The sequence below is a fragment of the Paenibacillus rhizolycopersici genome, from assembly GCF_014947195.2.
GTDB lineage: Bacteria > Bacillota > Bacilli > Paenibacillales > Paenibacillaceae > Fontibacillus > Fontibacillus rhizolycopersici.
In genome coordinates, this window is the sequence record NZ_JADCNN020000005.1 from 65573 (window position 1) to 78321 (window position 12749).

Consider the following 12749-nt stretch of genomic DNA (forward strand, 5'->3'; position numbering starts at 1 on the left):
TTCCCTCTTCCAGCTTATGTGCGTAGGGAGCCGAATAGATTTACCGGATAAGCCGTTTTCGTCATGAACCCTTCCGCAAACGGGATCAGTGAACGCTGTCCAATCAGCGAGTCCCGAGCTTTCACGCGTTCCACATAGCCCTGGTTAAGCGGGGTCAAGGCGACGTCTTCGCCCGGCGAACCCGCCTCGAACTGAGAACGGTAGCACCGCAGAGCCCGCTCTTTTTGCTCGTAGATTGCGCTCACGTCGACGACCAAATCCGGCGTTTTCCAATCATTGATGAAATAAAAATAAAGCTCGGGCGCAGGCACCGCCGGCTTGTCCGGCATAAACCGGCGCAGTTTGGCGTTAAATACCGCAGCCTCCACCAGCTTGCTGCCATCGATATGGTCGGGATGACGATCCTCCCAGTACGGGGCGAACACGAGTCGTGGTGCGAACCGGCGAATGACCTCGGTGACTGCAGCCAGTTGTTCCGCCGATCCGGTCAACCCGCGATCAGGTAGTCCCAGATTGACACGGGTCGCCAAGCCCAGCACTTTGGCAGCCGCTTCGGCTTCCTCCTTGCGTAGGACGGGATTGCCGTTGGAGGACAGCTCAGCTTCGGTCAAGTCGCAGATGCCGACACGGTAGCCCGCGGCGGTATGCTTGGCGATTGTGCCGGCCATACCGATCTCGGCATCGTCTGCATGCGCCCCGAAGATCAGAATATCCAGCTGTTCGCTCATTTCGTTAACCCCGGTTTGTGCATCTCTACCAACTCGCGCCAGCCGAAGTCGCCGCGGTCCAAGGCACGCACCAGAATTTCCGCCGTCGCCATGTTGGTCGCTACCGGAATTCCATGCACGTCGCACAAACGCAGCAGTGCGGTGATATCGGGTTCATGCGGCTGCGCCATCAGCGGATCGCGCAGGAAAATGACCAGGTCCATCTCGTTCTGAGCAATTAACGCGCCGATCTGCTGGTCCCCGCCCAGCGGCCCCGACAGAAACCGATGGATTTTTAACGATGTATTATCCATAATCTGCTGTCCGGTCGTTCCGGTGGAATACAGCCTTTTATCTTTAAATACATGCTCGTAAGCGATGGCGAAATTGACGATATCCTCTTTCTTGCGGTCATGAGCAATAAATGCGATGTTCAACATATGCTATTGTCCCCTTTAATCTTCCATAAAATGGTCGAAACCGTAAATCATGCCCTTGCATTCAATCACTTTCTTGATCGCCAAATTGACCCCCGGCATGTAGCCGGCACGATCATAGGAATCATGACGTATTTTAAGCGTCTGGCCGAAGCCGCCGAAAATGACCTCTTGCTGGGCAAATACGCCCGGCAAACGAACGCTATGTATCCGGAAACCGTTATAATAACCGCCCCTTGCCCCCTCAATCGTCTCTTCCTCGTTCGGGTTCCCTTGGCGCAACTCCTCCCGGCTCTGAGCGATCAACTCAGCCGTCTTCACCGCCGTCCCCGAAGGGGCATCCAGCTTCTGGTCGCCATGGTATTCGATGATTTCCAGGTGCGGGAAATACTTCGCCGCCTGTGCTGCAAGACGCATCATCAAAATAGCCCCGATGGAGAAGTTCGGCGCTATCAACCCGCCGATATCTCGGGCTTGGCAGAGCTTGTCCAGATTCTCGATTTGCTCCGGCGTAAACCCGGTCGTACCCACAACCGGCGAAACGCCGAGCCGGATCGCCAACTCAGTGTTGGCGTAGGCGGACTGCGGCGTTGTGAAGTCGACCAGCACCCGCGGCTGCGTCTCGCTGAGCGCCATCTCCAAATCGCCCGTCAACGCTACGCCGCAGGCCGGAAGGCCGACCATCGTTCCGGCATCGAGGCCGGCATCCGACAAATTCACGGCGGCAACCAGTTTCAGCTCCGGATCCTGGAGCACCATCTTCACCACTTCTCTACCCATTCTGCCAGCGGCTCCCGCCACGGCTACTTTGATTGGTTCCGACATCTTGATCTCCTCGCATTCTCTACTATGATGATTGCTTGATTTGATGCTTCAAGCGCTGTTCCATCTCTTTCAGCTGTCCGGCCGCACCGGCATCCAAAGGAAGGGCCGACGCTTCGCGTACGGCCTGGAGCGCCAGTTCGTAGCATTCCAGCTCGCCATAGGCGATGGCCAGCCATACCTGTGCATCCAACGACAACGGATCGAGCTCCACGGCGCGCTTTAGCATGCGGGCTGCCGGTTCGGCTGCGGATTTCCGCTTGTTGCCCGCCTTCTCCAGCTGCCGTCTGGCCATTTGGGTTAATTCCATGGACTGCAAACGATCGTAATGCAGTTTATATTCGTCCTGCGCGGGCTCCAGAGCTGCAGCCAGGCGTGCATGTTGAAGCGCCTTATCCAGTTGCCCGCTCCGGGCGCAGGTAATCGAGTACCGATAATGGATATCCGCGTGATCGGGTTGATCGTCCAACGCTCGCTCGAACCAGTGCATGGCCTGAGCAAAGTCGTTTTCATAGATGCTTCGGTAAGCTCTTTGCAAATAATCCTCCGCCTTCATGTGCTATCCCCCTTTACTGTAGGGATGATCATACTAACAGCATATGAAGGATGACCCTATTCGGTGTCCTTTTTCGTCCATCGATCCGCATCGCGGGTCGCGAATTTATGCATGACCCGATCATGGGCCTCGGTCAAATTAATGCCAAGCGAATTAGCAAAGCAGATCGTAATGAACAGAATATCGCCTAACTCCAGCTCGATGGAATTATCCGGCTCGTCCTTCTTCTTCGGCTTTTCGCCGAAGGCATGGTTGACCTCACGGGCCAGCTCTCCTACTTCCTCAGACATTCGAGCCAGCATGGTTAGCGGGCTGAAATATCCTTCTTTAAACTGCGATATGTAACGGTCTACTTCGCGTTGCATATCCGCGAGAGATTTCTCTGTGTTCGTATCCAAGCGCCGATCCCTCCGCCGTTTGTCCCGTTTTCCCCTATGTTATCGTAAGTAGGTGACGAAAACAAATCATTTTTTAATCTGCATGGAAAAAGGTATACTAGGAGAGGCAGATCTAACCAAATGCCATTTATCGTTGGAATGACAACAACTACTTTAGGGACAGGTGAATTTTTTTCATGGAATCAAGCAAATTTTCCGGAATTCTCAAAACGCTGCTGCCGATCTTATTGGGTACGGCCATCTATGCGTTTGGACTCCTTTATTTTATCTTGCCCAACCAACTGATGGAAGGCGGGGTCACCGGCATCACGCTGCTGCTGAACTATGCGTTTGGCATCTCACCTTCGCTTTCGAACCTGCTGCTGAATATCCCTTTGTTTCTCATCGGATGGAAGATCCTTGGCGGACGACAAATCATCTGGACCGGGATCGGGATCGGCTCGCTGACCTTCTTCCTATGGCTGTTCGAGCGGATGATCCGTGGCGGCTGGATCCTGCCGTTCGAGACACAAACGGATTATATCCTCGTTTCGTTATATGCGGGGGTAACGCTGGGGGCAGGTCTTGGAATCGTATTCCGTTTTGGAGGGACGACGGGAGGCTCTGATATCGTGGCCCGGATACTAGGGCGCAAATACGGGTTCAGCATGGGACAGGTCATATTAACACTGGACATCGTCATTATCGGATTGTCGCTCTTCTATATTAGGAAGGAAAATATTTTGTATACGCTTGTGGCTGTGTTTATCGCCTCCAAAGTCATCGATTTTATCCAGGAAGGCGCGTATTCCGCCAAAGCGTTTACGATCATCAGCGATCATGCGCCGGCGATTGCCGACATCATCACGAAGGAGATGGATCGCGGCGTGACGTTGATTCCGGCGATTGGCGCATACTCCAAACAAGCGAAGCATATGGCCTATTGCGTCGTGGCGCGTCAAGAAATCCGGCGACTCCAGTCGATAGCAAAGTCAGTTGATCCGCGAGCGTTCATTATCATCAGCGACGTGCATGACGTGCATGGGGAAGGGTTCAAGGAAGATTAAACGCGAAGCAGACATCACAAAAGCAGAGAGGCTAAGGGAATCCTTTGCCTCTCTGCTTATTAATCCAACCCGAACATAAATTTAGCGTTAAAATATGTCCTTATTTCGCCTCGAAGTCACTTATCTCGATAATGCCATTTTTTACCCTTATCCAGCCAAATCCGAGTTTCCTGCAACAAAAAGGGGATCCTTTACCGCTATCGTCCGCTATCGCCCTTTATCGTTCGCCATCACTTACAGCCTGTACCTACGCGTGTCCTCTTCCCTGCGTTGCTCCCGCACTGCGGTAACCGTTTGCGAGGCGCGATACTTGCGAATTCCCGTGTAGGTCAGGGCAAGTACGATCCAAAGCCCGATCAACCCGCTCCAATACCACGGGCTGTCAAAGCCGGTAACCGGCAGGAATACAGGCTCGTCTCCCCGTCGTCCGAACAACCCTTTTAGCACGCCTCCCCCTTGAGAGATGGCCTCCTTCAAGGCTGCCTCATCCCAGGTTCGTTCATCGCTCAACCTGCCGGCATATGACAGCCACGATTCAAACCTATTGATATCGGATTCCGGACGCCGAATGATCGCAGCTGGCCGAATCACTTCATAATGCCCTTGCAAGGCCTGGAACGCCTTGCGTACCTCCGCCGGTTTCCCGCCCGCACGCGCGCGGTTCATCTGCTGCAAATTATCGGCCATGACCTTATAATACTGCTGCCATAAGGCCTTGTCCGGATGTAGCAGACTGTTTACCGCCAGCCGCAAGCGAGCCGAGGATAACGCCCACTCTTCTGGCTGGACCTCCGCCTTGACCAGCGTCTCCTTGGTGTCCATAATCGTTTCGGCCAAGGCATGGATTCCCTCCACCGACGTCAATCCCTTAAAAGACACGCCTTCCAGCGCGCCGATCAACGTGTCCATGTCGGCCAGCGCCTCTGGGGCATTTCCTTGCTGCATATGTTCATACAAACGCTCTGACGCCGCTTCGAGCTGCTTCAAACGCTCACTGCGCTCCTGCTCCGACAAGGATGGCGCGGCGGTCGATGACGTTCCTGCCTTACTCCCGGTTCCGTTCCCTACCGGTTGAGCTAACACCACCGTGTTCCAGAGCAGCATCGCGGCAAGTAAAGCCAGTGCGGCTGCAGTTCCTTTCACCCAAGATCTTCTCACGGACATCCCCTCCCTACCTTCATGGTATGGCAGGCTGTCCACCGTTAGAACCTTGCTCTTAGGCGCGTTTAGCCTGTTTCAACGCAAGCCAACCGGCTGCAATACTGGCTAACGTTAAAACCACAGTAAAGACGGCAACCTCGGATACATGATCCCATAAGGTCTCCGGCAACCAAGGATAAACCTCATACGTGTAGTCCACCGTATCGTTGAGCAGCGTCCAGGCACCCGCTCCCAGCAGCATTAAGGGCCCAAACTTGTACAATCGGACAAACAGCAGCGATTCCACCGCCATCGCCAAGTGGGAGGCAACCAGCATCCAGTCCTGCCAAACGAGATCCCCGCCCTGATACGCACCGGCAAAAATCATCGACACGGCCCAAACGCCGTATTTCACGCTCGTCACAACGGCCAATCCCTCAATTAAGGTGCGTATGCGAAAGTATTTCTTCAATGGTCCCGGAAACAGCAGAAACAACAAGCTTAGAGTAAAGAATAAGCTCGCCGTCGGGCTATCGGGAACAAAAATGATCTGCCAATGCGGATGGTTTTGCCAAGTATCCGCCAGTTGGGCATCATACCAAATGTACCCATAGACCGTTCCTAGCAGGTTACATACAAACAAGGCCCAGAGAATGAAGCGGGAAGATAGAAAAGACGTACTCCAAAGATCCGATAGTTTCAACGTGATATCCCTCTTTTATATGAAAATGGCACCGGTCTCATGAAATCGGCGCGCAAGCTTAAAAAAACCTGACCGCATCACGATCAGGTTTTCACATACTTCTTATTTTACTGTTCCGCTTTTTGTTTCGCAAGCCATTCGGCCAAGTGGTCGATGTCCTGATCCGTCAGTCCGGCACTAATTGCCGTATCGTACATTGGAGGCATCTTGCCATTTAAACCTTCTTTAATAATGGTAAGAATCGCTTCCTTGTCATGCTTGTCGCCAACTCCACGCAGTGAAGGTCCGCCCGCTCCTTTTAGGTCCGCAGCGTGACACGATACGCAAGTGGCTTTCTTATAAAGCTCCATCGCCGGATCTTCTTTGTCCACGATGGCGACCTCTTCCTGTGATTTTGCATTGGACGTCGGCAACCCTTTTTCCCGATTTTCCCGAGCTTTCTCTTCCCGCTGAATATGTTCCGGCACCTGTCCAGTCGCTTCCAGCTCATGCTGGTAATGCGTCCAGGCGAAGTTCGTCAAATATACAACTGCGGCAATCGACAGCAACATGAGCGATGAAGCGATCGGACGTTGATAGAAGCGACGCTCCTTGCCCCGATCCAGGAAAGGTGCTAGCAGCAGTCCACCAAACATCACGCCTGGAATGCCCATCGTACCCAATACGACGTAATCGCCGGAAGCATACGGATATTTCAAATATTGATACAGAAACAGGAAGTACCAGTCCGGCATCGGAATAACCGAAGCGGTCGGATTGGCCGGGAAGCCAAGCGGAGCCGGTTCGGAAATGGTCAGCACCAGGAAGCCGACGAGCACGACGACGCCGACCATCCATTCCTTCAGCAAAAAGTTAGGAATGAACGCTTCCGACTTGCCGGGATAAGCCGTATAATCCGGCGGCGTGATAAAGCCTTTGCCCTTGCGGACGCGGGAATCGCCGACGAATACGACTTTTTCCTTTGAATTGTCATGATGAGCCATGTCCCTTTTGCCCCCCTTCTCTTATAGAAGTAGTTCAATATTCATCTTTGGATCACGAAGCACTTCTTACAGCGGACCGGAAATCCCTTGTCTGCGGATCATGATAAAGTGACCAACCAGGAGGATCAACAATACCGCCGGAAGGAAGAACACGTGAATGGCAAAGAACCGGGTTAACGTTTCCGCGCCTACGATAGAACCACCCTGCAGCAGCTCCTTAATGACCGGGCCTAGCACCGGTACGGAGTTGGCGATTTCCAAGGTTACCTTCGTGGCGAAATAGGCTTTGTTGTCCCATGGCAGCAGATATCCCGTCAAACCAAGACCGATCATGACGAAGAAAATCAACATCCCGACAATCCAGTTCATTTCACGCGGCGCTTTATAGGAACCGGTAAAGAAAACGCGAAGCGTATGTAGGAACATCATGACGATAACCAAGCTTGCCCCCCAGTGGTGCATCCCGCGGACGATTTGGCCAAAGGCGACCTGTGTCTGCAAGTACTCCACACTGGCATAAGCGTTAATAATATCAGGAACGTAATACATGGTCAGAAACATCCCCGACAAGATCTGGATGACCGTGATAAAAAACGTCAAGCCGCCGAAGCAATACACAAACGCGGAGAAGTGATGCGCCGGGTTGACGTGCTCCGGAACCTCGTGATCGGCCACATCGCGCCAGATCGGCGTGATATCAAGACGTTCGTCAATCCAGTTGTACACATTTTTAAACATCCGAATCTACGCCTCCTTATTTCACGATGGTGTTCGGGATGATATCCCCCAGGTAAACCCAATCGTCCTTAATCATAACCTTGTACTCGTCAAGCGGCTTCGATGCGACCGCCAACTGCTTGCCTTCCTTGGTGTAATGCGCACCATGGCAAGGGCAGTGGTATTCATCCGGAAAATTAGTATCGTTATTCCATCCGATCGTACATCCCAAATGCTTACAAATCGGTGAAAGCGCATAAATATTTCCGCTCTCGTCCTTGCGAATCCAAGCCGTAAGGGAAGCCGTACTTAGGTACCAGCCGTCTTGCTGCTTGAGCTCGAACGAAAATTCCTGCGGTTCGCTGGTGATTTTACTAACTTCCACAACTTTGACGAAAGCACCTTCGCCCTTCTTATGCAGAATCGGATCAACCGCGAAACGAACCATAGGAAGCGTCACCCCACCCACCATGAATGCAGTGGCGCCCCCAAGCGTGTATGTAAGAAATTGCCGACGGGACATCTCTTTGCGAATAGGCGGTTTATGCGAGGTTTCCTGCTGGTCATGCTGATTGCTCATATGTCTTCAACCCCCTTTGTCAAGCAATTGTTTCCGTACGTTTCAATGATAAATATCACAATATCGCGTAAGACATATTAATAATATATTAGCGTTTTAAGAGCGTCAAGAATTTGACACATTTTTTTGGGCACATAAAAGCTTGTCGTTCTTGAAATTGTCGATATTTTGTCACAATCCCAAACCCTTCTTTGCTTGCCACAATTCTTGTACGGCCACCTTCACTTGTCCTGCGGCGCCCTCCCTGGAATCCGGCGAAAAACGGCGTAATGTCACGATTAAATCGGCATCCGGCAGTTCCACATCGGACCATTCAAATTCAGCGGAGACGACAAGGACATGAGCAAACCCGCTAGACTTGACATTTCGGCATACGTCATTAATTGCCTGTGGCATATCCTGTGTTCGATATTGGAAAGACGGGTACGTGACCACTCTCCCTTTGAAAGGAATTTCTACCCAATCGAGGATATCTCTCAGTCTTTCCAACTTTTCCGTTACTTCATACGGACGTTCCAAGCCGGTTAATCCCGTTACTGGAATCACGCAAGTGTCCAAATATGGGCGCAGCTCCTCCCAAGCGGAAGCTTCAATTTCACTGAATTTCATGTGATAACCCCTTTTTCGATTCATGTCTCCCCATTATAAACAGGGATCCTTGACAAATCCATCCTTCTTGTTTTACTATCGATCTGGAATCCAGATCGAACTGCAATTCAGATTGATTTCCATATCCAGTAAGAATTTTTAACACCTTGCTAAACAAGGAGGAGGAAAAATGAGCAGCAACAAGAAGGCTCCTATGCCTATCAGCGCCGAGCAAAGCAAGCTCCTCGAAAGCGCCTTACGGATCAAAATCCTGAACGTGTTGGCCAATGAAGCTCACACCTCCAAACAGGTTGCGAATCTGTTGGGCAAGACCCCCGGCAACGTGCATTATCACATCCAGAAGCTGTACGACGGCGGGCTGTTGGATTTAGTCAACACCCAGACGGTTGGCGGCGTTGTCGAGAAGTATTACCGTTCTAAGACAACGTTCTTTAAACCGGAACAGTTCACTGAATTCAATTATCTCGAAGATGAGCCGCCATACCGGGCTGCGACCCGGTTACTTCTATCCCCGGCTCAATATCAGGATTTCATCGACGAGCTCGATGCCCTGATCCGCAAATGGGAAGCCAAGGACACCGATGGAGCCGAATACGGCGTATTATTCACCTTGGGTCGCGTGCAGGACAGCGACTCGGGTTCCGATTAACTAGAAGGAGGATCCGCATCTATGAATCTTGAAACTTCACAACCGGAAGAGGGCGCAGCCAGACAGGCGATCCGACCTGCAGACGAGCCCGCAGCCAAGAACCCCTTCTCAGGATTCGCGGAGCCGTTCCGTAAATCCAAAGCATTCCCTTATTTGTGGCTTGGACAGCTCGTTTCTTTCCTCGGCAGTTCCATTACCTTGGTCATCCTGCCGATCATCGTCTATTCCTTGACCGGCTCGACGACCACGATGGGCCTGCTTATGGCTGCGTATATGCTTCCAAACATCGTCATGTTGCCTATTTCCGGCACGTTGGTTGACCGTTATAATCGCACGAATTTAATGTTACTGACGGATTTGCTTCGCTTTGCGGTCATGGTCATCCTCTCAGCTTTACTGTTTGCGAACGCTTTAACGATTCAAATGCTGTTTATCCTGGTCACCTCGTACGGCTTAATGGACGGCTTGTTTCAACCCGCTTATGCGGCAACTCGTGCCACCGTGTTTACCGCCGACATCCGCAACTCCGCCAATGCGCTAACGCAGATCAGCAATCAAGCGGTTCGCTTGATCGGCCCGTCTCTGGGCGGCGTACTGGTCACATTCTTCTCAGCAGGCTGGGGAGTTGCGCTTGATGCCATGTCCTATGTCGTTTCGTTTCTTTGTTTATATGCGCTTCGGAGGCTCGTTCCCTATCAACCGAAGGCTGCAGGCCATAGCGCGGGCATGGGCGCTGACTTCAAGGAAGGTTTGGCGGTGTTGAAAAGCAAACCTTGGCTCTGGATCACCATCCTAGCCTTCTCCTTAGTCAACATCTGTTTTGGCGCCATCGTCACTGTGGTTATCCCTTGGCTATTCAAAATCCACCTGGATTTGCAACCCTATGTATACGGCATCGCCGTGACCTGTTCAGGAGTGGGCGCCATTGGAGCCGGCTTGCTCTTTGGCACGAAGAAACGTTTAAGACACCGCGGCCTAATCGCTTACGGTGGAGCTTTGATTAGCGGTATTGCCCTTCTGCTGATGGCCGCAGCGCCAGCTCCGGCCGTACTCTGCGCTCTCTTTGCCGTAGAAGGATTCGGAATGATGATGTTTGGCCTGATCTGGGAAACCAGTATGCAGGAGATGGTTCCGCAGGAGACGTTCGGCCGCGTGGCCAGCCTGGATATGCTGGGGTCGTTCGCCCTGCTTCCGGTCGGTTATATCATCGTCGGCTGGCTAGCTGACTCTATCGGCGGCCTGCAAACGATCGCGCTGTTTGCAGCGATCGGTTCCTTAGCCCTTCTGGCCGTCATGCTCACCCCGGCCGTCCGGAATTATGATTAACCCTACTGTTTACAAAAAAAAAAAAAAACCGTCCCATCCGTTCATCCTTCATGTGAACAGACGGGGCGGTTTGCCTTTAGCGCTCTTCCAAAGTTTTCAGTTCATCCGTCAGGAGCCGGAAGGCATCCTCATCGCCATTCGCCAAGGCGGTGTCGATCTCGCTGTAGATCTGTTCCGAGCGATGCTTCCGGAGCGCTTCGTCCCATATCATTTCCGCCGCCAATCCAAGCATTGCTTCATAAGTAACCTTCATCTGATCCATAGGATGCACCTCCAAACCATCGTTAAATGATCCTATATTCTTTTCCTTTCACCACATAGCTTTCCGTCGTCCGCCGCATTCGCTCTAAATCGTCTTCGGTTAGCTCCCGAACGACTCGGGCTGGTGAACCCAGAGAAAGAGTATAAGGTGGAATTTTTGCGTTTTCCGTCACTAAAGAACCTGCTCCTACTAAAGCATATTCACCGATATCTGCGCCGTTTAGGACGATCGCCCCCATACCGATTAATGTGCCTGTGCCTATGCGGCATCCGTGAATGATAGCGGCATGTCCCACGGATACGTGATCGCCAACGATCAAGGGCTGAGAAGCATTGACATGTCCAATCACGCCGTCCTGAAGATTGGTACGTTTACCAACGACGATTTCCGCTAAATCGCCCCGAAGCACCGCATTATACCATATGCTGGACTCGCTTCCTATCCGGACGTCTCCAATCAGCTTGACTCCTTCCGCGATAAATACGCTGCCGTCGACCTGAGGTAATTTTCCTTGGTATGGGATCAACATCGCCACTCACTCTCCCTCTTGATTTGCGAGTGATTGTACCCATTCGAACTGCTCTTTGTCAACGGGTTCGAAGTCGTTTATTCCCCTGCATTCAACAAGGCCAAAGCATCTGCATTAGAAGTTATGTAAGTGCGTTGATCGCTTTCCTCAACGCTTAGGCCTTATGAATGAGCTGAACTGCTTGTTTTCCAAACGGGGAAGCCTGTACATACCGTTCATGCCTCTCGTCTTCGCCAAATCGAACCATGCCTAAATGGAGCATCATTTGCAAGATTCGCTCTTCAAAAATCGAAGCGGGAGAGTCATAAAAAAACGGCTTAATCAGCATTTCAACCCTTTCAAACAGCGAGGGTACCGTCACCCAATCTTTCGAACAGCAAATCATCCAGTAGACTAGAGACAGCAAGTTAGGAATGGGCCCTTTATATAATCTTAACCAAAAGCGGACGAACTGTATCATAGGCTCCTTGCGTTCCTCCGCTAGGTAGGACGCTCCCCCATCCGTCAATTCTAGTCGATGGTTGTTCTCCTGAATGAGGCGGGAATGATAGGCATAATCGTAAAGCAGCGCTAATCGGTTCGGATAATCCTTAAAACGGCGGCCATACCCGAAACGCCAACCTTTGCCAACTAATCCCTCGGACACGTGAAGCGATTCAAGGATCTGCAACTGATTTCTCCGGTACATGACCCCTTCGCTGTTTAACGGAATATCGTGCCGGGACACGTATTGCAGGAATAGCAGCAGGTCGGTGGACAGCATATCCGGCTCCTCCCGGTACATCGGCGGTTCGGCGGCAGCCACCTTCACTTCGGCAAGAAACCGGCGTTCGAGGGTTTCTCGGAACCGTCGCTTCAAATCCTCAGGAACCTCGAACAGATAACGGGTCTGCTGGGTCGTTCCATTAAATAGCCAACCCTGCTGGCGAAAGCGGGTGATCATCTCCCGTGGACTTTCCCGCTCCTTGGCATCCTCGGTAAACCGCGAGCCCTGCGCGCAAGCGATCAGCTCCTCCAAGCTGAACTGACGACGTCCGTCGAACAGCAGGGTGTTCAGGAAGCGAAAATCCTCCATACTCATGCCGCCAATATGCCGCTCGATAAAATCGCGACTGCCTACCGTCTGCAGGATGGATTGAATCAATTCATGCTTCGAATGCCCGCTGCATTCGCAGTCGTAATGATCCGCTATTCTGCTGAGTTGTCCGATATCGGCAAAAGTGAGCATATCCGCCAGATTCATAGTTTTACCGCCTCGCCGTTTTAATCCCATTATGGGAAGGTT

General features: G+C 51.9%; 17 protein-coding genes. 3 read left to right on the forward strand and 14 right to left on the reverse strand.

Annotated features, from left to right (window positions below):
* Window positions 1–14: 14 nt before the first annotated feature.
* Genes bshB1 through IM700_RS07330 form a run of 5 tightly spaced genes read right to left on the reverse strand, consistent with a single transcriptional unit; the run spans window position 15 to window position 2887 of the window.
* The gene (gene bshB1, locus IM700_RS07310; RefSeq protein ID WP_155605325.1) at window positions 15–728 is read right to left on the reverse strand and encodes a bacillithiol biosynthesis deacetylase BshB1; all 714 of its coding nucleotides are present in this window, start codon (window positions 726–728) and stop codon (window positions 15–17) included.
* Window positions 725–1147: a methylglyoxal synthase gene (gene mgsA, locus IM700_RS07315; protein WP_155605326.1), complete on the reverse strand. Its 423-nt coding sequence runs from the start codon at window positions 1145–1147 to the stop codon at window positions 725–727. The genes bshB1 and mgsA overlap by 4 nt, the downstream gene beginning before the upstream one ends.
* Window positions 1148–1162: 15 nt before the next feature.
* Window positions 1163–1969, reverse strand: coding sequence for a 4-hydroxy-tetrahydrodipicolinate reductase (dapB, locus tag IM700_RS07320; protein ID WP_193416004.1), 807 nt, complete (start codon window positions 1967–1969; stop codon window positions 1163–1165).
* A gap of 22 nt (window positions 1970–1991) precedes the next feature.
* Window positions 1992–2522, reverse strand: a complete 531-nt coding sequence (locus IM700_RS07325; RefSeq protein ID WP_193416003.1) for a tetratricopeptide repeat protein — start codon at window positions 2520–2522, stop codon at window positions 1992–1994.
* Window positions 2523–2578: 56 nt separating this feature from the next.
* On the reverse strand, window positions 2579–2887 hold the full coding sequence (locus tag IM700_RS07330; protein ID WP_155605568.1) for a nucleotide pyrophosphohydrolase: 309 nt from the start codon (window positions 2885–2887) through the stop codon (window positions 2579–2581).
* 209 nt (window positions 2888–3096) lie between these two features.
* On the opposite strand from IM700_RS07330, the gene IM700_RS07335 reads away from it, so the two are divergent.
* Entirely contained in the window at window positions 3097–3966 is an 870-nt protein-coding gene (locus IM700_RS07335) for a YitT family protein (protein WP_193416002.1), read from the forward strand.
* A 234-nt stretch (window positions 3967–4200) separates the two neighbouring features.
* On the opposite strand, the gene IM700_RS07340 is transcribed toward IM700_RS07335, so the two are convergent.
* The 6 genes from IM700_RS07340 to IM700_RS07365 form a co-directional block, all read right to left on the reverse strand.
* Window positions 4201–5124, reverse strand: a complete 924-nt coding sequence (locus tag IM700_RS07340; protein ID WP_336244885.1) for a sporulation protein YpjB — start codon at window positions 5122–5124, stop codon at window positions 4201–4203.
* Window positions 5125–5182: 58 nt separating this feature from the next.
* A complete protein-coding gene (locus IM700_RS07345; RefSeq protein WP_155605330.1) occupies window positions 5183–5809 on the reverse strand; it encodes a DUF1405 domain-containing protein in 627 nt (208 codons plus the stop codon).
* Between the two features lie 107 nt (window positions 5810–5916).
* Complete coding sequence (locus IM700_RS07350; RefSeq protein WP_193416001.1) at window positions 5917–6792, reverse strand: menaquinol-cytochrome c reductase cytochrome b/c subunit; 876 nt, start codon at window positions 6790–6792, stop codon at window positions 5917–5919.
* 66 nt (window positions 6793–6858) lie between these two features.
* Complete coding sequence (gene qcrB, locus IM700_RS07355; RefSeq protein WP_155605332.1) at window positions 6859–7530, reverse strand: menaquinol-cytochrome c reductase cytochrome b subunit; 672 nt, start codon at window positions 7528–7530, stop codon at window positions 6859–6861.
* A gap of 16 nt (window positions 7531–7546) precedes the next feature.
* Window positions 7547–8089: a ubiquinol-cytochrome c reductase iron-sulfur subunit gene (locus IM700_RS07360; RefSeq protein WP_155605333.1), complete on the reverse strand. Its 543-nt coding sequence runs from the start codon at window positions 8087–8089 to the stop codon at window positions 7547–7549.
* Window positions 8090–8260: 171 nt separating this feature from the next.
* Window positions 8261–8698, reverse strand: coding sequence for a DUF2487 family protein (locus IM700_RS07365; RefSeq protein WP_193416000.1), 438 nt, complete (start codon window positions 8696–8698; stop codon window positions 8261–8263).
* Between the two features lie 169 nt (window positions 8699–8867).
* On the opposite strand from IM700_RS07365, the gene IM700_RS07370 reads away from it, so the two are divergent.
* Together IM700_RS07370 and IM700_RS07375 are read left to right on the forward strand one after the other, a co-directional pair.
* Window positions 8868–9347 (forward strand): ArsR/SmtB family transcription factor, encoded by a 480-nt coding sequence (locus tag IM700_RS07370; RefSeq protein ID WP_193415999.1) that lies wholly within the window; start codon window positions 8868–8870, stop codon window positions 9345–9347.
* Window positions 9348–9368: 21 nt separating this feature from the next.
* Window positions 9369–10673, forward strand: coding sequence for an MFS transporter (locus tag IM700_RS07375; RefSeq protein ID WP_193415998.1), 1305 nt, complete (start codon window positions 9369–9371; stop codon window positions 10671–10673).
* Window positions 10674–10749: 76 nt separating this feature from the next.
* On the opposite strand, the gene IM700_RS07380 is transcribed toward IM700_RS07375, so the two are convergent.
* The 3 genes from IM700_RS07380 to IM700_RS07390 all read right to left on the reverse strand — a co-directional run bounded on the left by IM700_RS07380 (window position 10750) and on the right by IM700_RS07390 (window position 12707).
* Complete coding sequence (locus tag IM700_RS07380; RefSeq protein WP_155605337.1) at window positions 10750–10935, reverse strand: IDEAL domain-containing protein; 186 nt, start codon at window positions 10933–10935, stop codon at window positions 10750–10752.
* 22 nt (window positions 10936–10957) lie between these two features.
* On the reverse strand, window positions 10958–11464 hold the full coding sequence (locus IM700_RS07385) for a gamma carbonic anhydrase family protein (RefSeq protein ID WP_155605570.1): 507 nt from the start codon (window positions 11462–11464) through the stop codon (window positions 10958–10960).
* Window positions 11465–11618: 154 nt separating this feature from the next.
* The gene (locus tag IM700_RS07390; protein ID WP_193415997.1) at window positions 11619–12707 is read right to left on the reverse strand and encodes a hypothetical protein; all 1089 of its coding nucleotides are present in this window, start codon (window positions 12705–12707) and stop codon (window positions 11619–11621) included.
* Window positions 12708–12749: the final 42 nt, after the last annotated feature.